Source organism: Occallatibacter riparius (assembly GCF_025264625.1).
GTDB lineage: Bacteria > Acidobacteriota > Terriglobia > Terriglobales > Acidobacteriaceae > Telmatobacter > Telmatobacter riparius.
The window spans coordinates 2,921,573-2,944,026 of record NZ_CP093313.1 but is presented as its reverse complement, the minus strand read 5'-3'; the positions used below and the strand labels follow the sequence as shown (position 1 = coordinate 2,944,026).

The following is a 22,454-nucleotide window of genomic DNA, read 5'->3' as shown; positions in this document are numbered from 1 at the left end:
GAGGCCTGCGTCAGTTGCCGGGTTTGGGGGTGCCGAGCCCGAATATCTTCTGAAAGACATTGCGGTGGTCGGGCGGGTGGTCGCAGGTATCAGTGGGGGCGGTGCCACTGAGGAAGGCGGCCTGGTAATCGTCGGGGCAGGCGGAGTCGGCAAGCAGATTGGTGGTCTTGTCGAGGCTGATGACTTCAACGCCTGTAGGAGCCACGAAGGGCTTGGTGTCGGAGTACTGCGGAAGCTCGACGGCCTTCTTCATGAACTCGGCCCACACGGGCGCAGCAGCGTGCGCGCCTTCCATCCTGATGTCGGTGTAGTCGTCGTTGCCGACCCACACGATGCAGAGCAGGTTCGAGGTGAATCCGGCGAACCATGCGTCGTGGGAAGTGCCGGTCTTGCCGGCGGCGGGGGCGCGGAATCCGTAGGTGGTGCGGACGCGGCCGGCGGTGCCGCCGTTCAGCACGGCTTCCATCATGTTGGTGGTGAGGTAGGAGACCCGAGGGTCGAGGACCTGCTTGGTGGTGGGCGTGTAGTCGGTGACGATGTCGCCGGTGGAGGTACGGACGCTGGCGACCATCCAGGGGTCGATGTGCATGCCGCCGTTGGCGAAGACGGTGTACGCGCCGGCCATGTCGAGCGGGGTGGCGTCATAAGAGCCGATGGCGACGGAGGGCGTGCCGCGGGCTGACTTGATTCCGGCTTCACGGGCAAGGGCGGCGACGCGGTCGAACCCAACCATGGAGGCGAGCGAGATGGTGGCGTTGTTGAGCGACCACTGCAGGGCATAACGCGCAGTGACGGCGTCGTGGTACTCGCCATGCATGTTGCGCGGGGTGTATTCCTGGTTGCCGACTTCGTAGGTGGTCTGCTGGTCGTTGAGGATGGTGACGGGCGAGAAGAGCTTGTCCTGTCCTTCGAGCGGGGTGCCTTCAACGGCGGTGGTGAAGGCGGTTGCGTAGACAAACGGTTTGAATATGGACCCGGTGGGCCGGTGAGCGACGGCATGATTCACCTGAGAGGTGCCGTAGCTGCGGCCGCCGACGAGGGCGAGGACCTGGCCGGTATGCGGGTTGAGGGCGACCAGCGCCACCTGCGGATACACGTAAGACTGGCCGAGCTTCCGCTGCTTGGCGTGAACCTTGTCGACCTGCTCGTCGATGAGGTGGGTGGTGCTGTCGACCGCGGCAGTTGCCAGACGCTGGAGGTCGGGGTCAAGCGAGGTATAGATTCGCAAGCCTTCGAGGTTGGCGTCGCGCTCGCCGAGTTTCTGAATCAGCTGATCGTGCACCAGGTCGACGAAGTAGGGCGCCTCGCTGGCGTCGACGCTGCCGGGTACGAGATGGAGCGACTCTGCCTTGGCGCGCTCGGCGTCGTCCTTGGTGACTGCGCCGATCTCAACCATGGAATCAAGCACGAGGTTGCGGCGGTCGATGGCGCGCTCGCCGTGACGGAAGGGGTTGAGGTAGCTGGGGCTCTGGATGAGGCCGGCGAGCGTGGCGCACTCCGAGAGGTCGAGCTGGTGGACGTCTTTGCCGAAGTAGGCGTGGGCGGCCTCGCCGAATCCGTTGATGGCGAAGCTGCCGCGCTGGCCGAGGGGCACCTGATTGGCGTAGAGCTCGAAGATCTGCTTCTTATTGAAACGATGCTCCAGGTGAAAGGCGACCAGGATCTGTGTGATCTTGTACTTGATGGTGCCGGTGTCCGCGACGAAAAGCTGCTTGGCGAGCTGCATGGTGACGGTGGAGGCGCCGCCGCGATGCTTGCGGTCGCCGACAAGGTCGTGCCACGCCCAGCCGAGCATGCTGGTGTAATTGACGCCGCCATGCTCGAAGAAGCGGCGGTCTTCAATGGCGAGGACCGCGTTGACAAGATTCTGCGGTAGCTGGTCGTAGGTGACGAGGCGGCGCTTGGTGCGGTTGGCGTCTTCGCTGAGGCCTGTGATGAGGACGGGCTCGAGTTCGTAGGAGGCGAGGGGCTGGCCCTTGTCATCCGTGATGGACTCGACTACGCCATCGGAGACGTGGATGGTAGCCGAGTCCTGCGCGTGATACGACTGCGGGCCGGGATAGACGCTGACAGAGCCTCCGCCCTGGCGGTAGGTGCCGAGCAGAGATTCTTTCTGCGCGCCTTTAGGTGTATAGCCGGCCTGCCTCAGCTCGTCCCCGATGAGGCTGACGGTGACCTTCTGGCCGGGGCGGACCTCGCGAGGCTCCGCATAAATCTTGGCAGTGTTCGCGAACACCGGATGCTGCAGGCGGGCGTCGACGATGGCGCCGTATTTGAAATAGAGATAGCTGCCGACGCTGAGGAACGTGATGGCCGCGGCGGCGACGATGATAAGAACGATCCGGAGCAGCCAGGAAGCCCACCCGGCACGAAGGTTGGTGGGCATTCGGAATTTGATTTTTAAGGCCATTGCTGCTCCAGGGATAGTGGTCAGTGATCAGGGATCAGTGGTCAGTTTTGAGCGTCAGTTCACAGTTGATGGTTGCGGTTCTCAGTTGTTGGATGCGGTCTAGAGCAGATTCTCCTCGGCGATGCGGGCCTTGAGTTCGTGCAAGACCTGATCGATGGCCACATCGGCGCTTGTCGATGTCGCGCGCGAGACCAGTTCCACGATTCCGCTCGCGGTCTTCTTGCCCACGTTGATGCGGTAGGGGATTCCGACCAGGTCGGCGTCTTTGAATTTGACGCCGGCGCGCTCGTCTCGGTCATCGAGCAGGACATCAATTCCGGCCTGGTCGAGGACGGCGGCGATCTTTTCGCCGGTTTCGCGCAGGGCCGCGTCAGCGATGTTGGTAATAGTAATGACGGCGGTGAAGGGCGCGATGCTCGCCGGCAGGCAGAAGCCGTTAGCATCATTGGACTGTTCGATGGCCGCGGTGAGGATGCGCTCGATGCCGATGCCGTAGCTGCCCATGATCGGCGTGACTTCCTTGCCGTTGGGGTCCAGAACGCGCGCTCCCATCGACTCAGAGTACTTGTAGCCGAGCTTGAAGATGTGTCCGATTTCGACGGCCTTGCCGACGACGAGCACACCGCCGCATCCATCCTTCGGGCAGGCTTCGCCTTCGTTGACGCTGCGGATATCGGCGGCGAGGGTCCACTGGAAATCGCGGCCGGGGACGACATTCCGCAGGTGGTAACCCTTCTTATTAGCACCCGCGACTAGATTCCTGCGGCCCTCAAGCCCGGGATCTACGACCACAATTACTTCGCCCATGGGATTCACATCCTTCATGAGGCCGGTCTGGAACTCATCGCGAGTGGATTCCCATTCGTTCATTGGGATTCGGTTGAAACCGCCGACTGGCCCCAAATAGCCAGCAGGAGCGCCGAGGAACAAGTCCAGTTGATCCGGTCCCATGAAATCCAGTTGCCGAGCTCCCAAGACAGAGAGCAACTTAGTTTCATTTACCTCGTGGTCACCCCGCAAAAACACCACGACAGGCTGCCAGTCCTTATACAGCGCCATATACGCCACGCACTTGATGTCCGACGCCGGCGAGATCTTGAAGAACGCCGCAACGTCGGAGATAGCCGCGCAGCCGGGCGTATGCACCAGCTCAGGCGTGCCGTCGCCGGTCGCTTCCATTTCAGTGATGGGCTCGAGCCGGGAGATGGCCTTTTCGACATTGGCCGCGTAGCCGCATTTCGGACACGAGGCGATGAGGTCTTCGCCCGCATCGGTGTAGACCATGAACTCCTGCGACTGCGAGCCGCCCATGGCGCCGGAGTCGGCTTCAACCGAGACGAACTTGAGGCCGCAACGCGTGAAGATCGTCCGGTAGACCTGGTCGTGCTTATCGAAGGACTTGTCGAGTCCGGCAGCATCGATATCGAAGGAGTAGCTGTCCTTCATGATGAACTGCCGCACGCGCAGCAGGCCGGACTTGGGGCGGGGCTCGTCACGGAACTTGGTCTGGATTTGATACCAGATCTGCGGCAACTGCTTGTAGCTGCGCAGCTCGCCCCGGGCGATGGTGGTCATGATCTCTTCGTGGGTCATGCCCAGACAGAGGTCGGCGCCCTTGCGGTCCTTGAGGCGGAACATGTTGTCGCCCATGCCGGTCCAGCGGCCGGACTCTTCCCAAGGCTCCTTGGGCAGGATGGCGGGGAGAAGGAACTCCTGGCCAATCTTGTCCATCTCCTCGCGGACGATGGCCACGATCTTGTTGATCGAGCGCTGGCCGAGGAAGAGATAGTTGTAGATTCCGGCGCCGAGCTGGCGGATGTAGCCGGCGCGGAGCAGGAACTTGTGGCTGGCGACTTCAGCGTCTGCCGGGGCCTCGCGGAGCGTGGGGACAAAGAGCTTGGACCAACGATGCATAGAAAGAGTGCGCGTGCTTTCCCGTCCGTCTGCGACGGACGCAGGACGATAGAAGGACAGCATTCATTTTAAAGGTTGGGGTTTGCGAGGGGGAAATGGTGGGCTTCCTGAGCGCGATAAGGAAGCTGAAATCGGCATAGACGATTAGTAGCGGCTGTTCTCCCGCGATTCGAGCAGCGTGTCAACTGCGGGGATCAGGCGATCGCCGAAATCTTCTTTCAAGCGCGCCGCGAAGTCGGGCAATCTCGTTGGCGCGGCACTCGGCGGACGAGGGATCAGATCGCCGATCACTTCGTTCCGTTCGCGGACCTCAACTGTCTGGCCAGCTCTGAGCCATCGCTTGAGCTTGCGGGTGTCACGAAGCTGGCGGAGGTCGATGCTCGGCATAAAAGTATTGTCACGCAAAAATGTGACACATTCCAGCCGCAGACGCGCCGCATGCCTGGAGGGCTAGCCGTCAAGACCAGTGTTCTTGAGGATGATGCGCTCGAAGACCCCAGCGGGCAGGAGTTTGCGGAGGAGAAGGCCCATTCTAGCGTCGGCACCGACGACGTAGCGGAGGCGCGGATGCGGGTTGTCGAGGATGCGGGCAATGGTGTCGGCAACCACCTGAGGGTCGGCCTTTTTGCGCTGCCCCTCGATGCGGGCGCGCCAGCGTTCCACGCGGGCTGCATTGGGTGAGGCGGGGTCGAGGAGGCGGGCGGAGAGCTTGGCGTTGCGGGTCCAGATGTCGGTTTCGAATGCGCCGGGCTCCACGAGTGCGACCTGGATGCCGAGCGGCTTCATCTCGTAGCGGAGCGACTCGGTCCAGCCTTCCAGGGCGAACTTGGCGGCGGCGTAGCTGCCGACGCCGGGGAAGCCGAGGCGCCCGGAGATGGACGAAACCATGACGATGCGCCCAAAGCCCTGGCGGCGGAGCTGGGGCAGAAAGGCGCGGGTCACAGCGGCGGCGCCGAAGAAGTTGGTGTCGAGCTGCTCGCGGAGTTCGGCGTCGGTGACGTCGTCGGCAAAACCAGGAGCGGCAAACCCGGCGTTGTTTATAAGTGCGTGAAGGGAGGTCTGGCGCTGCTCGACCAGGGAGGCGATAGCGGCGATCTGGTCGTTGTGGGTGACGTCGAGCGGATGGATCTCGATCTGATCGAGGACGCCGGCACCGCGGGCGGCGTCTTCGAGATGGCTGCGACGGTTGAGGTCGCGCATGGTGGCGAGGACGTGCCATCCGCGGCGCGCGAGAGTGATCGTGGTCAGCAGGCCGAAGCCCGAGGATGCGCCGGTGATGAGGACGGTGCGATCTGTCGAAGCCAAGAAGGTAGCCTCCGATCCAGGAACGAGGGTGGGACAGGTTTGGATTGTCGGGGGGGCTCAGTTCAGCTTATTCGTCGCTATGGTGTCTGCGATTTCCGGCGTGTCTCGGATTTCCCCGGAATGCGTTTCGGACAAGCCGACCGGAGATCGCCACGAAGGCGGCGGCCAATAGGAAGTAGATGGACCATCCGTCCTCGAAGTGCTTCTGAAACGGAACCAGAGCGAGCCCGAAAGAGATTAACAGAAAACAAAGACCAAATACGATCAGACCCGCCCTTTGGATGGGCTTTGCATTCGGATCCCCCTTCCATAAGAACTCATCGACTTTCGCGCCACCGGTGCGTGCGTCTTCCCACAAGATTGCCTTCTGGTTCGACTCGACTTCGGCTCGGACTTCTCTAAGGGTCTTGCGAGGCTCTGAGTCCACGGCCAGCTCTCCTTTCAGATCAACTCCATACCCCATAAATCGTGGAGGTGCAGCACGCCTTCGACGTGTTGATCCTGATCAACAACGATCAAGCTGGTGATCTTGCGCTCTTCGAGAATAGAAAGGGCGCGGGCGGCTAGTTCGCCGACAGCAATCGTGCGGGGGTGTGGGTTCATGGCTTCGCCGGCGGTCTTCGAAAGCGCTGCGCCCCCTTCGTGCTCGAGGAGCCGGCGGAGGTCGCCGTCGGAGATGACGCCGACGAGACGGCCGCTCTCCTGCACAGTGGTCATGCCGAGCTTCTTCGACGACATCTCGTAGATCACATCCGTCATGGGTGTGGCCGGCGATACCACTGGGATTCCTTCGCCGGCGTGCATGAGGTCGCGGACGCTGGCGAGCCGCTTGCCCAGCTTGCCGCCGGGGTGGAGTTCGGCGAAGTCTTCTGGACGGAAGCCTTTGCGCAGGCTGACAGCGACGGCGAGGGCGTCGCCCAAGGCCAGCATGGCTGTGGTGGAGGCCGTGGGGGCCAGGTTCATGCCGCAGGCTTCGCGCTCCACGCCGCAGTCGAGAACAACGTCAGAGGCCGTGGCCAGGGTCGAGCTGAGATTGCAGCAGAAGCTGATGAGGGCATCGCCCTTGCGCTTGAGGGTGGCGAGCAGACGGAGAATCTCTTCGGTTTCGCCACTGGCAGAGAGGGCGATGACGACATCGCCCGGCATCAACACGCCTAGGTCGCCGTGAACTGCTTCAGCGGGGTGGAGAAAGAGGGCGGGCGAGCCGGTGGAGCTGAGGGTGGCCGCGATCTTCTGGGCAATAATGCCGCTTTTGCCCATACCGGTAACAACGACGCGGCCGTTGCAGGTGCCGCAATTCAGGATGAGTTCTACGGCGCGGTCAAAGGCGGAGGCCATGGGACCCTCGAGACGGCTGGCAAGGGCTTCAAGAGCAGCCGCTTCCGTACGCACGAGTGCCGCAGGCGTAAGGGCCTCACTCTCCGGGCAGTCCGCGTGCTGCTTGGGGGTCATCGGTTATCGATGGTAACAGTTTCGGTAGCCGGTAGCTTGTAGCTACTGGCTACTGGCTCCAGGCTCGGGAGTTTAGCTAGATTTGCTGCTCTCGTACAATGAAGGACAGAGGTCCTTGTCCCCTGTGAGACGAAACACGATTGTGCTTGGCGTTACGCTGTTCATCCTGGCCACCTTTGCCTGGGCAGGCTGGGCCAACTGGGAGTACCGGCAGCAGCAGGCGGAGAAAACCGCCGCGGCTGGCGTGCAGGCCACGTTGGAGAAGGGCGAGACCGCCGATGCGATGTTTACCTCGTCGCCGCTGCTGGGCAAGCCGGCTCCGGAGTTCAAGCTGGATGACCTGAGTGGCAAGCCCGTGACCCTGGCGGACTACAAAGGCAAGGCGCTCCTGATCAACTTCTGGGCGACGTGGTGCGGGCCGTGCAAGCTGGAGACACCGTGGATTGTGGAGCTGCGCAACCAGTACGCCGATAAGGGGTTCGAGGTACTGGGGATCGACTCCGAGGGCGACGACCTGAAGGCCGATGACAAGGACGGGCTCGCAAAGCAGAAGGAGTCGGTGGCCAAGTTCGTGAAGCAGGAGAAGATGCCCTATCCCGTGCTGCTGAATGGCGATAGCATTGCCAATCAGTATGGCGGCCTGGATGCCATGCCGACCTCATTCTGGGTGGATAAGAACGGCAAGGTAGTGGCGGCGCAGATGGGGATCACGTCGAAAGACGATATGGAAGAGAAGATTAAGAAGGCGCTCCAGTAGCAACACTGCAGTCTTGTATCAGGGCATGACTTCAGTCATGCCGAACAGGCGTTCATCCTATGGACCTTGGGCTTTAGCCCCCGAGGGATGTTTCATGCGAGGCGTCATGGGTCTGACTAGAAAAGCCACCATCAGCATCATCCTCGGCCTGAGCGTTCTCGCACCGGCCCAGGAACCACTGTGGCGGGATACGAAGCCCGCCGGCGCCAAGCTGAACGCAGTCAAGTACCTCTACCCGGAGCAGGTCACGCTGCCGGCCGGGAAGCCCACGGCCGTTGAGTTGCACTTCCGGATCGCGCAGGGGCTGCATATCAACTCGCATACGCCGAAGGAACAGTTCCTGATTCCGACCACCTTCTCCCTGCCGGACGGGGCCGGGGTGAAGCTCGAGTCGGCTGCTTACCCTGAGGGGCACGACTATACCCTGCCAGCTGATCCTGCGACCAGGCTGAATGTGTTCAGCGGAGAGTTCGCCATTCAGGCGAAGCTGACGGCCACGCGGGGCGATCATCTCGTCGAGGCGAAGCTGCGGTACCAGGCGTGCGATGAGACGCAGTGCATGCCGCCGAAGACCATCACGGTTCCCATCGACATCGTCGCGAAATAGACGTGTGATGGCCGGCACATATGGCCCCTCCGATCTGCGGCAAAATCATGCTGTATTTATTCGTATGCCTGACAGCTTCAAGCCGCGCTCTTCGAAGTCCCCAAATTGCCCCAGCGAAACAAGCAAGTTGTTAACCAGAAAAATAATAGCTAAAATTTCTTTTTCGAACCGCTTAAGTCCAATTCTAATCCGTAACATATTCAAAACAAACAAGATAAAATCAGACACCTACAGTCCGGTATTCGCCTACCCTCCTGAAAGAAAATGCGAATTTATGGCGAAACCACCGTCCAGCGCGAGAAGCCCCGAAACGGGAAAGTTACTTCCCAATAAATAGCCGGTGCCTCCCGTCTTTGTTCCGCCGCTCCGGATCATTACCATGGCTGTGAGCCATTTATCCGCTCCGGGGGCAACATGAAGGGTTTCAGCAGGTGGGGTACTCTTTTGGCTGCGGTTCTCGCGGCTGGCGTTTCGGCAGGCGCGCAGCAGATTGCTTTTACGTGGGACGACGTTCCGGTGCATGGTCCTTTGCCAGCCGGGGAGACGCGCGTCGAGATCGGCAAGAAGCTGATTGCCACGATGCAGGCCGAGCACATGGACGACGCGTACGGCTTTGTGAACGGCGTGTCCATGGAGCGCGAGCCCGCGTCAGAGCCGATGATGAAGGACTGGCGGGCGGCCGGGTTTCCGCTGGGAAATCATGCGTGGTCACACATGAACCTGAATACCGCCAAGCTGGAGGACTGGGAAGCCGATGTGCTGAAGAACGAGCCAGTGCTTGAAAAGTATGCGGGCAGTTCGGATTGGCACTGGCTGCGATATCCGTACCTGGCCGAAGGGGACACGCCGGAAAAGCGGGACGCGGCGCGGAAATTTCTGGCCGAGCACCACTATAAGATCGCTGCGGTGACGATGGGCTTCGGCGACTACACCTGGAACGACCCATATGCGCGCTGCGTGGCGAAGAACGACGAGGCGGCGATTGCGCAGCTTGAGTCGAGCTATCTGGATGCGGCGGCGCAAGACGTGGATTTCCGGCGCGCGATGGCGAAGGCGCTGTTCGGGCACGATATTCCCTATGTGCTGCTGATGCACGTGGGGGCGTTCGACGCGCGTATGCTGCCGCGGCTATTGAAGATGTATCGCGAGAAGGGGTTCAGCTTCGTGACGATCGAAGAGGCGGAGAAGGATCCGTTCTATAGGAGCTCGCTCGATCCTTCCCTTCCCGCGGAGCCCGACAGCCTTGAAGGCGCAATCGCCGCGAAGGGATTGAAGATGCCGGAGCGGCCGAAGATGAGCCTCGATGTGAACGGGATGTGTAAATAGAGGCGTCAGGTGGTCAAGTGGCCAGGTGGTCGAGTAGTCGAGTGGTCAGGTGGTCCGGTGATCAGGTGGCTGGAGAGTGGCGGACATTATGGATAGAAGAGCGGGTGAGAAGAAGAACACGATGAGCCGTATGGAGATTACGGAAGAGGGGCAGACGGCTTGGCTCGAGTTCGAGTTGGATGGGGCGGGGTGGATGACGATCTGGCATACCGAAGTGCCGGAGGCGCTGCGGGGGCGCGGGCTGGCAACGGAGCTGGTCAAGTCGGCCTTTGAATATGCGAAGGCGAATGAGTTGCGGGTAGATGTGATTTGCCCGATCGCGCTGAGCTATCTGCAACAGCATCCGGAGTTGCGGCAGAGCTTGAAGTTCAGGGGTTAGTAACTCGGGCTAACTTCGAGGTTGACACTTGAAGCCAAGTCGCAGAGACTTGGCATGTTCCCCATCGATAGCAAATCAGCTCCAGTCTTTCCTTCGCGTCCCCGAAATCTGCAAAACGAATCCGTGCGCGTACGCGCATGAGACTCCTGTCTTTAGATCATTGCCGAGGTCGGTGCGATGCGTGTCTCCCGTCTTTGTGTCCTCTTTACGGTTTTCCTTGGTGTTGCGGTGCAAGGTGCGCACGCGCAGTCTGCTGCGAACCCCTGCCCGAACGCGCAGCCGGTTCCTGCGCAGTTGAAGCTGCCCGCGTTTATTCCGCCCGGTGAGCCCGTGGCGGTGGAGAAGCAGTTGCTCGCGTATCTGAATACGCTGGGGTATCGCAACCTTGGATGGTGCCGCGACAAGTGGGTGCGAGATACGGGACCGCTGATCGACGGTACGGCATCGATTGTGCATCCGGCGGTGCATATCTACTACTCGCCGGAGGTATCGCAGTGGCTGGTGAACGGGCGCAAGGGCGAGATTCCGGATGGCGCGGTGATCATCAAGGAGCAGTTCTCGCCGGTTCCGGCGGAGCGATACCGGGATATTCCTGCGGATAAGCTGGGCTGCTCGAACGACTGGACCATCATGATCAAGGACTCGAAGGCTTCGTTCGATGGGTGGTTCTGGGCGGAGGTGTGGAACGGGAGCAAGCCATCGACGTCAATGAAGTTCGACAATGCATTTCAGTATCCAAATGCGGGCTACGGGCTGGTGTGTCTGCGGTGCCACTCGAGCGCGGAGAAGCAGCACACGTTTGTAACGCTGAACAACATTGAGGGATCGCCGGGCTGGCCGCTGCAGTTCCGCGTGGATGATAGCTGGCGTAGCACGACAGCGCCGATGCCGCCGGCGTCGTGCGGGTTCGGCCCGACGCTGATTGATGCGATTGAGTCGGCGCGCACCCCGCTGATGGAGACGCCGCGGCTGGAGCATGAGGAGGCGATTCCGCCTGCACTTTTTCCGGAACACCAGCGGAACGCAGCGATCCAGGAGAACGTGAGCGAGATGCCCAAGCAGGTGCAGACGATGGCGCTGGTGCAGCGGCTTCGCGCGACTGGCCCGCGCATCCAGAACCTGCCTCCAGAGCCTCTGGATACGGTGGTGGCGGAGCCGAAGGGAGCGGGGCCGGCGAACTCGCCTGGATTCGTAACATCGGACCAGTGCACGGGATGCCACAGCGGATTGACGGGAGCGGGACTGGGTCCGACGATGGTGCTGACATCGAGCACGTCGCCCACGATCAATGTTTCTCCATATGGAGAGTGGCGCTGGACGCCAATGGGGCTCGCCGGGCGCGATCCGGTTTTCTATTCGCAGATTGATAGCGAGCTGGCTTATCTGGCCGAACTGAAGAAGACGGATAAGCAGCAGGACGTGATCAACACCTGCACGCAATGCCATAACGCGATGGGCAAGAGAACGTTCGCAGCGGAGAATCCCGGTGAAGACTACAAGATGGCGTTTGTGCTCGACACGGATCCGCACAGCAAGGGCTTCAGGATTGGCGGGTTGGCGCGCGATGGGATCAGCTGCGAAGTATGCCATCGCATGCAGGCGCCGAAGGACCCGAGCCTGCCGTATTTCCTGGAGCACCAGATCAACGGCGTGTTCAACGTGACCGAGCATGACGAGTTGCACGGGCCGTTCAAGGATAACGAGATCACGACATACCCCATGCTGCAGGGCGTGAACGTGAAGCCGAAGTATGACGCGTATATCCAATCACCGCAGATGTGCGGAACGTGCCACACTATCCTGCTGCCGGTGCTGGACAGCCCAGATCCCAATATGAAGAGCGTGGAGCAGGCAACGTACCCCGAGTGGTTGAACAGCGACTACCGTAACGAGTACGGCTCAGTGGGCGCGACTCCGCAGACCTGCCAGGAGTGCCACATGCCGACCAACTACGAGAACGCGAAGACCGGCATGAGCGTTTTGCAGATCAAAGACAAGATTGCAATTGTGCAGGACGGGACCTATCCCGCGGCGGAGCATCTGGCTTCTCCGAGCGATGTAAACGTTCGGTATCGCGAGGCGGGCTTTAGAAGGCATGAACTGCTCGGGACGAATGGCTTCCTGCTGCAGATGTTCCTGAAGCCGGTGAACGAGGCGGGGAACAACGAAACGCTGGGCGTGCGGCTGAGCGATTACATGTCAGGCCTGACCAGCGACCTGCAGGCCGCGAGCGACAACGTGGTGCAGCAGGCACAAAGCATCACGGCGACGGTGAACATCACGAAGTGGGAGGTTGAGAACGGCAAGCTGATCGCCGAAGTGATGGTGACCAACAAGGCTGGGCATCGCTTCCCGAGCGGCGTAGGGTTCAGGCGGGCGTTTCTGGACTTTGAGGCAACGGTGGATGGCAAGCCGTTCTTCAGCTCAGGCGCGACGAATGCGAAGGGGCAGATTACGAACTTTGCGGGACAGGTGCTGCAGACCGAGTCATTCGACAACGGAACCTATCAGCCGCATTTCAGCCAGGAGCGTCCGATCACGTCGAGCGACCAGGTGCAGATCTACGAGGAGTTGACACAGGACGTGAATCATCAGTTCACGACGGAATTTACGCGGCGCGACCATGAAGTCAAGGACAACAGGCTGTTACCGGTGGGCTGGCGGATCGATGGACCGAAGGACTTGAAGATTCCTGAGCCGTATCTAGAGTCGACACTGCCGAAGGGCGACGCGCTGAAGGATCCGGTGTACCTGGAGGGCAAGGGAGAATCGATTGTGCGGTACGAGATTCCGCTGCCCGCGGGAGCGACTGCAGCGAATGTGCATGCCACGGTGAGTCTGTACTCGCAAACGCTGCCGCCATATTTTCTGGCGGACCGCTACCAGACGAAGACCCCGGCTACGGGACGGCTACAGTTCCTGGTGAACTCGCTGAATTCGCTGGATGGAACGGACTACGCGAACTGGAAGCTGCTGGTGGGGAAGGCGGGACGGTAAAGCAGAGAGTAGAAAGTCAGGGACCAGGCACCAGGGACCAGTACGGCACACGCCTCGTTCAATGAGAAGCGTGCCGATGCTTAATCGCTTTGCCTCTCGTTTGGTTTTTTCGTCTTGACAGTGTTGCAGGGGGTTCGTAGACTGCCGCGGTAATTTTCGTCATGCCCTTGCTCGACGGGCATGACTGCTTCCCCTTCGTTCGCCTGCGGACCCATCGATCCACTAAAAGCCATCTACGAATGGCACAAAATCCTTTCCAACACTACATAGAAGAGAAGAGACGAAATCTCTTCGGAGGTTAGTATGCGTCTGGCATGCCGTCCCGCGCCTGCGGGCGAGGGAAAGTCCATTGTCAAGCTCAGGTTCACTCGCAGCGCGCTTGCCGCTGCCATCATCAGCCTCTCGGCTATGAGTGCCGGGGCGCAGGTTCCCGAACCCAACCAGTCGATGCCGGCGCCGCAGCCGGAGAGGGCTTACCAGGTGCGTCTGCACCATGACGTGCCGATGAAGAACGACAGCGGACCGCTGATTAATCCGCGGTCGCCGATCAGCCCCGGACCATCGGGCGCCCACTTGACGTATTACGGTGGGCCGGTGGTTTCGAACATCAAGGTGGTGGTGGTGTACTACGGCAGCGGCTCGTATCTGCCGGCCCTGAGCACGGGGCTGCCCAACTTCTATTCCGCGCTGACGAATGGCACCTACATGGACATGCTCAGCGAGTACAGCACGCAGGGCGTGAGCGGCGGCGGCACCACTGGGAATCAGATCATCGCGCGAGGCGGCTCCAACGCATTCCTGGGCAGCTACACGATTACGCCGAGCGCCGCGAATAATGGCTCGACGATCAGTGACGCGCAGATCCAGTCGGAACTGCAGGCGCAGATCAACGCGAGCCATCTGCCAGCGCCCGACTACGACGCGAGCGGCAACGCCGACACGCTCTACATGATCTACTTCCCGGCGGGGAAGACGATTACGCAGGGCGGGTCATCGAGCTGCGTTTCAGGTGGATTCTGCGCGTATCACGGAACGATTTCGAGCGCCGGTCGGAACCTCCTCTATGGAGTGCAGCCCGATATGCAGTCGGGCAGCGGATGCTATACAGGTTGCGGCAATTCCGCGACTGGGTTCAACAACTACACCTCGGTTGCCAGTCACGAGTTTGCGGAGACGATCACCGATGCCGCGGTGGGCCTGGCGACTACGACCGCGCCGCCGCTGGCCTGGTATGACAACACGAATGGCGAAGTGGGCGACATCTGCAATGCAATCCAGGGCACAGCGGATGGGTACACAGTGCAGGCCGAGTGGTCGAACCTGCAGAATGGCTGCGCTCTTGGCCCTGTGTCTTTCACGGTGACGACACCGGCGAGCGCAACGGCCGGATCGGCGTTCAGCATCACGGTGCAGACCAAGAACAGCGCCGGGGCAAACATGTCGTCGTATCGCGGAAAGATTCATTTCACCAGCACGGACGGGTCTGCAGTGCTGCCGGCTGACTACACGTTCACGTCCACGGACGCGGGCGCGCACACCTTCAGCGGCGTGGTGCTGAATACGAGCGGCAGCCAGACGATTACTGCCACAGGCACAATCAACGTGGGATTCAAGGGAACGAGTTCCGCAGTCTCAGTGAGCGGCGGGACGACGTCGAATGACTTTTCGATCTCGGCATCGCCATCGAGCATGAGCGTGGCGGCAGGCAGTGCGGGCAGCAGCACGATATCGACGGCCGTAACTTCAGGCAGCGCGGGGACGGTGTCGCTGGCTGTCTCCGGCGCGCCGAGTGGAGTGACTGCTTCGCTGAGTCCGACATCGGTGACGGCGGGCAGCAGTTCTACTCTGAGTATCTCGACCACCTCGGCTGCGGTAGCTGGGACGTACACGCTGACGGTGACGGGCACCGAGGGATCCGCAACCCACTCCACCACCGTATCGCTCACCATTACCAGCAGCGGAGGCGGAGGCAGCGGCATCACCAATGGAGGCTTCGAGACCGGCACCACCAGCGGATGGACGGTTTCCGGCGCATCCACGAGCGTAGTGAGCAGCGGCTGCCACAGCGGCACTTATTGCGCACGCGCCGGTTCGACTTCACCGACGAACGGCGACAGCAGCCTTGCTCAGACGTTCACTGCTCCGACGGGTGCTACGGGCATTTCATTCTGGTACAAGATGACGTGCCCGGACACCGTGACCTACGACTGGGCGACTGCGAGCCTGAAGGACAACACGGCCGGAACCACGGCGACGCTGCTCTCGAAGGTGTGCCAGACGAACAGTTCATGGGTGAACATCACGGGCGTGCTTACGGCGGGTCACAGCTACACGCTCACGCTGACGAGCCACGACGATAACTACTCGGGCGATGCGACGTATACGCTGTTCGACGATGTTGCGACGACTAACACGGTTGTGACGGGCGGCATCACGAATGGCGGATTCGAAACCGGCACGTCGAGCGGCTGGACGGTTTCGGGCGCTTCAACCAGCATTGCGAACAGCGGCTGCCACGGCGGCACCTACTGCGCAAGAGCGGGCTCGACAGCGGCAACGAATGGCGACAGCACGTTCGCGCAGACCTTCACGGTGCCAACGGGCAAGAGCCAGCTCAGCCTGTGGTACAAGGAGACCTGCCCGGATACCGTGACCTACGACTGGGCGGTGATCACGCTGAAGAACAACGCAACGAGCACCACGAGCACGATCCTGGCTAAGACATGCTCGACCACAGCCTGGGTGAACAAGACGATTGCCGTGACGGCCGGAACCAGCTACACGCTGACGATGACCAGTCACGACGATAACTACTCGGGAGATCCTACCGTCACGCTGTTTGATGATGTGGGATTGAACTAGACTGAACGCGCCACCAACGGCAACACCCTGCTGCGAGGCAGGGTGTTGCCGTTTCTGCTGCTAGAGCTTTGCGCGGAGTTCGCCGTCTTCGAGTTTGGATTCGAAGACTTCAACTTTCATGGAGGGGTCGTCGGGGGCCTGGCCGGTGCGAAGATCGAAGCCGTAGCCGTGCCAGGGGCAAACGACGCAGCCGTTCTCGATGGTGCCTTCGCCGAGCGGGCCTTCCTCGTGCGGGCAGACGCCATTCAGCACAGAGATGGCGCCGTTGAGATTGGCAACGCAGAGCGCGCGGCCGTTGGCGGTGAATTCGGCTACAGTGCCGGAGGCGGGGAGTTCGGACTGGGAGCAGATGCGGATGAAGTCGGGCATGGTTCCTCGCTTCGGAAGGCATTCACGTGTCTATTCGGGTGATGCGACAGTCCAGTGGAGTTCGGATTTCAAACGCTTGAAACAATTGCGGCAGACCCAAAGGTAAACACCAGGCTCTTGCTCCGTATAGTAGGCGTGCCGATAGCAACCACGTTCTGCGTGTGCCTGTTTCCTTTCCGGGAAGCGCTCGCGATGGTCGCAAATGCACGCAAAACACGGCCAGCAATGATCGTGTGTCCAGATCTCATTTGGGCGGTCCCACTGCTTCCAAACGAACACAGCGTCACGCCACGATTTGAGGCGCTTCGGCCAGTCCTCGGAAAGAGTCTCGAACTCTCGCAGATCGCGCATGGAGTTGGGTTCGCAGGTAAGTTACTACGCTCCAGTTTTCTTTTCAATCTTGGCCCACGAATCTTTCAGCGGCAACGTGCGGTTGAAGACGAGCTTATCCGCTGTTGAGTCCGGGTCGGGAGTGAAGTAGCCTACGCGCTCAAACTGGTAGGGTGCGCCAGGTTTCGCCGCGGCGAGCGACGGCTCGAGTTTGGCGTCGGTGATGACTTCAAGCGAGTTGGGATTGAGGTTGTCGAAGAGGTCGCCGCCCTCAGGGAAGTCGTAGGGGTCGGGCTTGGAGAAGAGCTTGTCGTAGAGACGGACTTCCGCCGTGAGCGCATGGGCCGCGGAGACCCAATGCATCGTTGACTTGACCTTGCGGCCGTCAGGCGAGTTGCCGCCGCGGCTGGCGGGGTCGTAGGTGCAGTGGACCTCGGTGATGTTGCCGGCGTCATCTTTCACCACGGACTGTGCAGTAACGAAGTAAGCCGAGCGCAGACGCACTTCCTTCCCGGGCGAAAGACGGTAATACTTGGGCGGCGGGACCTCGCGGAAATCGTCCTGCTCGATGTAGATCTCGCGCGAGAAGGGCACCTGGCGGGTGCCAGCGGTCGGGTCTTCGGGGTTGTTCTGGACTTCGACGTGCTCCGTCTGGCCTTCTGGGTAATTCGTGATCACCAGTTTGAGCGGGCGCAGGACGGCCATGGCGCGGGAGGCGCGCTTGTTGAGGTCGTCACGCTGGAAGTGTTCAAGGACTTCAATGTCGGTAGTCCCGTTGGTGCGGGTGGCGCCGATATAGCCGCAAAAGGCCCTCAGGGCCTCAGGCGTGAAGCCGCGGCGTCGGATGCCATTGAGCGTAGGCATGCGCGGGTCGTCCCAACCTGAGACGCGGTTCTCGTTCACAAGCTGCAGCAGCTTACGCTTCGACAGCATGGTGTACGTGAGGTTGAGGCGATCGAACTCGATCTGCTGCGAGGGGAAGATGCCGAGGTTCTCAATGAACCACTTGTAGAGCGGCTGATGGTCGGCGAACTCCAGGGTGCACATGGAGTGCGTGACCTGCTCGATCGAATCCGACTGGCCGTGCGCGTAGTCGTACATCGGGTAGATGCACCACTCGTTGCCGGTGCGGTGATGCTCGGCGTGGAGGATGCGGTACATGATGGGGTCGCGCATGTTGATGTTGGGCGAGGCCATGTCAATCTTCGCGCGCAGAACGCGCGTGCCGTCGGGGAACTCGCCGGCTTTCATGCGGGTGAAGAGGTCGAGATTTTCTTCGACGGAGCGGTCTCGGTAGGGCGAGTTCTTGCCGGGCTCGGTGAGGGTGCCGCGGTACTGGCGGATCTCGTCGGCGGTCAGGTCGTCGACATAGGCTTTGCCGGCTTTGATGAGCTGGATGGCCCAGTCGTAGAGCTGGTGGAAGTAGTCGGAGGCGTAGCAGAGGCGCTCCCACTCGAAGCCGAGCCAGCGGACGTCGGCCTGGATAGAGTCGACGTACTCCTGCTCTTCTTTTTCGGGGTTTGTGTCGTCAAAGCGGAGATTGGTACGGCCGCCCACTTCGTCGGCGAGGCCGAAGTCGAGGCAGATGGCCTTGGCGTGGCCGATGTGGAGGTAGCCGTTGGGCTCGGGCGGAAAGCGGGTCTGGATGGTGGCGTCGCCGTACTTTTTGGTGCGGACATCCTCGGCGATGATGTCGCGGAGAAAGTTGGGGGTGGTGCGGGGTTCTTCGGTACGGGTCGCGGTGCTTTCCGGGTTCGAGTCTGTGGTGGCTGCCATGAGTCTATTTTTTCACGGAGCGATGGGTTCATGCCCGCCGGCCCTGGCGCAATCTTGCGAGCTGCCAGTTCAGGGTAATCGGGTGTCCGGGTTGCAGGCGCCATAAATCTTAGTTACTTTCTTCACCAGGAAGGTCTTTTGTTTGTTCGCGTCCTTGCCCGGCTTTCCGGAGAGGCGCACCCGATCGCCGGCCTTGAGCATTGCAGTTTCTCCCCCGAGAACGTAATGATCCTTACCGTTTTCATCGGTAAGCTGCAGACCGTTGACTTCCGCGGATACGCAGCCGGTTACATTGTGCGCTGGACGGACCAATAGATATATCCCAACGCCGGCACCGGCAGCGGAGCCGATGAGGATGGCGAAGATTCCGGCAGCCTGGCCCGCGCTTGGCGCCGGGGATTGTGCTTCTGCTTTGAAGCTGTTGGCGGAAAGGGTGAAGCATGCGAGGAGAACGGTGAGTCGCAGAATCAGCTTATTCGACACGAGCACCTTCTTTTCCTTCTAGGTTTAGGAATTGCAGGGATTGGGTTTCATTAGGGTAAGGAGTGGTGGGATCTCTGTCAATTCGGACTGCGGATTCCAGGCCGCAGCGAGCCAGGTGGGAGGCTGCGGTATGTGGGGTCTTGAAGACCGGCACGACAGCCGATCTCTATCCCAGCGAGCACAAAGCGCTCGCGGGGGGCGCCGAATCTGGAGACCGGCGCTACAGGGTCGTTAGTTTCTCTTCGGCCTGGCGGATGCGGGTCAGGCAGGTTTCTTTGCCGAGGACGACCATGGTTTCGAAGAGGGGCGGGGCGTTCTTGCGGCCGCAGACGGCAACACGTATCGGCTGGAACATGGGGCCGGCTTTGAGGCCGAGGTCGGCGGCGGCTTCGCGGAGGGCGTGATCGAGCGCGTCGTGGTTGAAGTCGGTTTCGTCGAGGACTTCAGCGGCGTGCTTGAGGACGCGCAGGGCGAGGGCGGCATCGCCCTGCTCTTTCTTGCTGATCTGCGGGATCAACTCCGCGGGGTCGTAGGGCGGGAGTTCGGAGAGGAAGAAGAAGTCGGCCGCGGCCGGGGCTTCGGCCATGAGGCGGATGCGCTCGCGGATGAGGGGCGTGACGGCGAGGAGTTTCTTGATCGCCGCATCGTCGATCCCGCCGTTTTCGAAAGAAGAGGGGGAAGAGGATGGGTCAGTCGCGATCAGGCCGGCGTTGACGAAGAACGGCAGGAGGCGCTGGGTCAAGTCTTCGACGGAGAGCACCCGGAGATGCTCGCCGTTGAGATGAACGGCCTTAGGGTCGAAGGGCGTCTCTTCGGAAAAGTTCACGACGGCGTTGGAGCGGTTGACGCCTTCGAGGGTGAAGAGCTCGGTGAGCTGAGCGATCTGCATGAACTCGAGGTCGTTTTTGGGTGACCAGCCGAGGAGGCAGAGGAAGTTGATGAAAGCTTCGGGGACGAATCCGGCGTCGCGGTAGGTGGTGACGCTGACCACGGGACCGTGCTTGCGCTTGCTGAGCTTGGCGCCGTCGGGGGCGACGAGCAGCGGGAGGTGCGCAAACTGCGGCGGGGTGGCGCCGAGGCCCTCGAAGATGAGGACATGCTTGAAGGTGTTGGTGAGGTGGTCCTGGCCGCGAATGATCTGGGTGATACGCAGGTCGGCGTCGTCGACGCAGGACGATAAGTGGTAAGTCGGATTGCCGTCGGAACGCAGGAGGGCGAAGTCTTCGACCTCGTCGGCAGGCTTGGACATCTCGCCGTAGACGGCGTCATTGAACTGGACCAGGCGACCGGCTCCGCGGGGGACGCGGTAGCGGAGGGCGAAGGGCTCGCCCGCGGCGGCGCGGCGGTCGGACGCCTCGCGGGAGAGCTCGCGCATGCCGGGGTTGAAGAGCCATGCACCCTGGGCGGATGAGGCTTCGCCTTCGGCAGCGTGGGCGGGGGTGAAGTCGCGGTAGGCGAGGCCCTTCTCGAAGATGGCCTGGGCGGCGGCACGGTGGAGATCGAGCCGCTCGGATTGCTTGTATTCCTCATCCCAATTGAGGCCGAGCCAACGGAGGCCTTCGAAGATGGACTGGACGCTCGCGTCGGTGTTGCGCTCGACGTCAGTGTCGTCGAGGCGGAAAACCATGGTTCCGCCGTTGTGGCGCGCGTAGAGCCAGTTGAAGATGAACGTGCGGGCGGAGCCGACGTGGAGGAATCCGGTGGGCGAGGGGGCGAAGCGGACGCGGGGTTTTGTGGCGGTTTGGTCTGACATTGTTCTATTTCGATTTTAGCTGTCTTATGGCCACACGAGCCTGGGTGAGGACACCCGCACAACAGCCGGTGTGGACACCGGCGCTACTCCACTTCCTGTTCAGGGCTGGATGCGGCGGGCAACGATGTGCGGGTGGGTAGCGTTTTGTGTGGTTTCGGACGCGGCGGGCGGAGGGACGGGCTCGGCCTGGAACATGGGGTGGCGCTTCCAGTCGGCGAAGGCAATGAGATAAAGCAGAACAGCGTTGCCGAAAGGGATGCAATTGAGCAGGGTGAGCCACGGCGAAAAGCCGGCCTTTTTGCAAATGAACCAGAGCGGGAGCATCCAGAACACCAGCACAAACGGGATGGCAATGAAGAATACGAAATAAGCGTGCTGGAGGAGGTAGGCCATGGAGATTCTCCAATTGTCGGGGGAAGGCGACGCGGGAATCGTAGCACCGGATGAAGTCGAGGGGGAAGGGATTTGTGTTGGCCTGCGGCGGCCTGGTCCCAGGCGAGGCCGAAGCGCACAGGTTCGTGGTATCCCACCCTTTCGCCGGAATCGCGAAAGGATGGGGCACGGGAGGTTGGTGACTCGTTAACTTTATGCCTGGGGTGGGTAGGCGGGCGGTGCGGGCGGGATATAGGCCGTTTGTGCGGTGGGTACGACCTTCCACTCGGCGAAAGCTAAGACGTAGAGCAGGACGAGTCCGCCCATGGGGACGATGACCAGCAGCGAGAGCCAGGGCGAGAATCCAGCCTTTTTGCAGACGAACCAGGTCGGGATGATGACGAGGGCGATACCGATGATGGCGAACAGGAACATTCCGGTGAATACGGCCGGCAGCATGGCCTGAGCGCGCTGGATATCGGCTTGAGACTGCAGCAGCAACAATGCGAGTAGAGGCATTCGAAGGAACTCCTGGATGGAATGAGTGCTCGCAGTCAAGGTACGCGGATTGGGGCGACGGTGCAACGGGAAAAGGCAGGGAGTAGGCAACACGGAATAGGGAGTAGAAGAGTTTAGGGGTTAAGGCTTAGGGCGTTAGAAAAGCCCGCTCGGAGATCGATCCGAGCGGGCGGTGTTTTCTATTCCCTATTCCCTGCCTTAGGTGATGTCTTCGGTGTCGTAGAGGGGGGCGATGGTGCGTTTTTTGGGAACGCCGTGGACCTGGCTGAGGAGGTCTTCGACAACGTCTTCAAGCTGGCGCTGCGACTCGACTACGGCCGCCATGCTCTTGAGGTCTTCTTCGTCGAGGGCGCGCTCGACCAGGGCGACGGCATGACACTGGGCGACATGGTCGAGGTTCAGGCCCTCGGGAGTCTTGGCCTTGATGCTGACCTGGTTGAGCTGGATATTGAGCAGGTCGGCGACCCGGACGCGCATTTCACCGGCGATGGGCGAGATCTTGGGTGCGGCCAAAATCAGGGTGGTGTCGATGTTGACGATGCGATAGCCGGCGTGCTCGAGCTCTTCGAGGGCCAGCTTGAGAAAGATCGCCGAGTCGGCGTCTTTCCAGCGGGGGTCCCCCGGAGGGAAGAAGCTGCCGATGTCGCCGGCGGCGACGGCTCCAAGCAGGGCATCGGTGATGGCGTGGAGGAGGACGTCGCCGTCCGAGTGGCCAGCGAGGCCTTCAGGGTGGTCGATGGTGAGGCCGCCGATGCGCAAGGTTACGCCCGCTTTGAAGGCGTGCGAGTCGTATCCGAATCCGATGCGTGTGTCCATGGTCTCCAGTTCAAGATAAAGCTAAAT

18 protein-coding genes are annotated in these 22,454 nt (G+C 61.1%); 6 read left to right on the top strand and 12 right to left on the bottom strand.

What is annotated here, in order from left to right:
• Positions 1-10: 10 nt before the first annotated feature.
• The 5 genes from MOP44_RS11925 to MOP44_RS11905 form a co-directional block, all read right to left on the bottom strand.
• Entirely contained in the window at positions 11-2,386 is a 2,376-nt protein-coding gene (locus MOP44_RS11925; protein WP_260796257.1) for a transglycosylase domain-containing protein, read from the bottom strand.
• Positions 2,387-2,509: 123 nt separating this feature from the next.
• Entirely contained in the window at positions 2,510-4,324 is a 1,815-nt protein-coding gene (locus MOP44_RS11920; protein WP_260796256.1) for a proline--tRNA ligase, read from the bottom strand.
• Between the two features lie 144 nt (positions 4,325-4,468).
• Positions 4,469-4,711: a hypothetical protein gene (locus MOP44_RS11915; protein ID WP_260796255.1), complete on the bottom strand. Its 243-nt coding sequence runs from the start codon at positions 4,709-4,711 to the stop codon at positions 4,469-4,471.
• A 63-nt stretch (positions 4,712-4,774) separates the two neighbouring features.
• Positions 4,775-5,629: an SDR family NAD(P)-dependent oxidoreductase gene (locus MOP44_RS11910; RefSeq protein ID WP_260796254.1), complete on the bottom strand. Its 855-nt coding sequence runs from the start codon at positions 5,627-5,629 to the stop codon at positions 4,775-4,777.
• A gap of 441 nt (positions 5,630-6,070) precedes the next feature.
• Positions 6,071-7,081 carry a KpsF/GutQ family sugar-phosphate isomerase gene (locus MOP44_RS11905; RefSeq protein ID WP_260796253.1) on the bottom strand — a complete coding sequence of 337 codons (1,011 nt, stop codon included), beginning with the start codon at positions 7,079-7,081 and terminating at the stop codon, positions 6,071-6,073.
• A gap of 124 nt (positions 7,082-7,205) precedes the next feature.
• On the opposite strand from MOP44_RS11905, the gene MOP44_RS11900 reads away from it, so the two are divergent.
• The 6 genes from MOP44_RS11900 to MOP44_RS11875 all read left to right on the top strand — a co-directional run bounded on the left by MOP44_RS11900 (position 7,206) and on the right by MOP44_RS11875 (position 16,009).
• Positions 7,206-7,838 (top strand): TlpA family protein disulfide reductase, encoded by a 633-nt coding sequence (locus MOP44_RS11900; protein WP_260796252.1) that lies wholly within the window; start codon positions 7,206-7,208, stop codon positions 7,836-7,838.
• Positions 7,839-7,944: 106 nt separating this feature from the next.
• Complete coding sequence (locus MOP44_RS11895) at positions 7,945-8,445, top strand: protein-disulfide reductase DsbD N-terminal domain-containing protein (RefSeq protein WP_260796251.1); 501 nt, start codon at positions 7,945-7,947, stop codon at positions 8,443-8,445.
• 444 nt (positions 8,446-8,889) lie between these two features.
• The gene (locus MOP44_RS11890; RefSeq protein ID WP_260796250.1) at positions 8,890-9,771 is read left to right on the top strand and encodes a polysaccharide deacetylase family protein; all 882 of its coding nucleotides are present in this window, start codon (positions 8,890-8,892) and stop codon (positions 9,769-9,771) included.
• Positions 9,772-9,859: 88 nt separating this feature from the next.
• The gene (locus tag MOP44_RS11885; RefSeq protein ID WP_260796249.1) at positions 9,860-10,150 is read left to right on the top strand and encodes a GNAT family N-acetyltransferase; all 291 of its coding nucleotides are present in this window, start codon (positions 9,860-9,862) and stop codon (positions 10,148-10,150) included.
• A 177-nt stretch (positions 10,151-10,327) separates the two neighbouring features.
• Entirely contained in the window at positions 10,328-13,147 is a 2,820-nt protein-coding gene (locus MOP44_RS11880) for a cytochrome P460 family protein (protein WP_260796248.1), read from the top strand.
• A 303-nt stretch (positions 13,148-13,450) separates the two neighbouring features.
• Positions 13,451-16,009 (top strand): hypothetical protein, encoded by a 2,559-nt coding sequence (locus tag MOP44_RS11875; protein ID WP_260796247.1) that lies wholly within the window; start codon positions 13,451-13,453, stop codon positions 16,007-16,009.
• Positions 16,010-16,069: 60 nt separating this feature from the next.
• Here MOP44_RS11875 and MOP44_RS11870 read toward each other — a convergent pair whose 3' ends face one another.
• The 7 genes from MOP44_RS11870 to ispF all read right to left on the bottom strand — a co-directional run bounded on the left by MOP44_RS11870 (position 16,070) and on the right by ispF (position 22,427).
• Positions 16,070-16,378 carry a Rieske (2Fe-2S) protein gene (locus MOP44_RS11870; RefSeq protein ID WP_260796246.1) on the bottom strand — a complete coding sequence of 103 codons (309 nt, stop codon included), beginning with the start codon at positions 16,376-16,378 and terminating at the stop codon, positions 16,070-16,072.
• A 375-nt stretch (positions 16,379-16,753) separates the two neighbouring features.
• Positions 16,754-18,484: a glutamine--tRNA ligase/YqeY domain fusion protein gene (locus MOP44_RS11865; protein WP_260796245.1), complete on the bottom strand. Its 1,731-nt coding sequence runs from the start codon at positions 18,482-18,484 to the stop codon at positions 16,754-16,756.
• A 69-nt stretch (positions 18,485-18,553) separates the two neighbouring features.
• Complete coding sequence (locus MOP44_RS11860; protein ID WP_260796244.1) at positions 18,554-18,967, bottom strand: hypothetical protein; 414 nt, start codon at positions 18,965-18,967, stop codon at positions 18,554-18,556.
• Between the two features lie 220 nt (positions 18,968-19,187).
• Positions 19,188-20,720 carry a glutamate--tRNA ligase gene (gene gltX / locus MOP44_RS11855; protein ID WP_260796243.1) on the bottom strand — a complete coding sequence of 511 codons (1,533 nt, stop codon included), beginning with the start codon at positions 20,718-20,720 and terminating at the stop codon, positions 19,188-19,190.
• Positions 20,721-20,819: 99 nt separating this feature from the next.
• Positions 20,820-21,113, bottom strand: coding sequence for a hypothetical protein (locus MOP44_RS11850; protein WP_260796242.1), 294 nt, complete (start codon positions 21,111-21,113; stop codon positions 20,820-20,822).
• A 192-nt stretch (positions 21,114-21,305) separates the two neighbouring features.
• The gene (locus tag MOP44_RS11845; RefSeq protein WP_260796241.1) at positions 21,306-21,611 is read right to left on the bottom strand and encodes a hypothetical protein; all 306 of its coding nucleotides are present in this window, start codon (positions 21,609-21,611) and stop codon (positions 21,306-21,308) included.
• 198 nt (positions 21,612-21,809) lie between these two features.
• Positions 21,810-22,427: a 2-C-methyl-D-erythritol 2,4-cyclodiphosphate synthase gene (gene ispF / locus MOP44_RS11840; RefSeq protein WP_260796240.1), complete on the bottom strand. Its 618-nt coding sequence runs from the start codon at positions 22,425-22,427 to the stop codon at positions 21,810-21,812.
• Positions 22,428-22,454 lie beyond the last annotated feature (27 nt).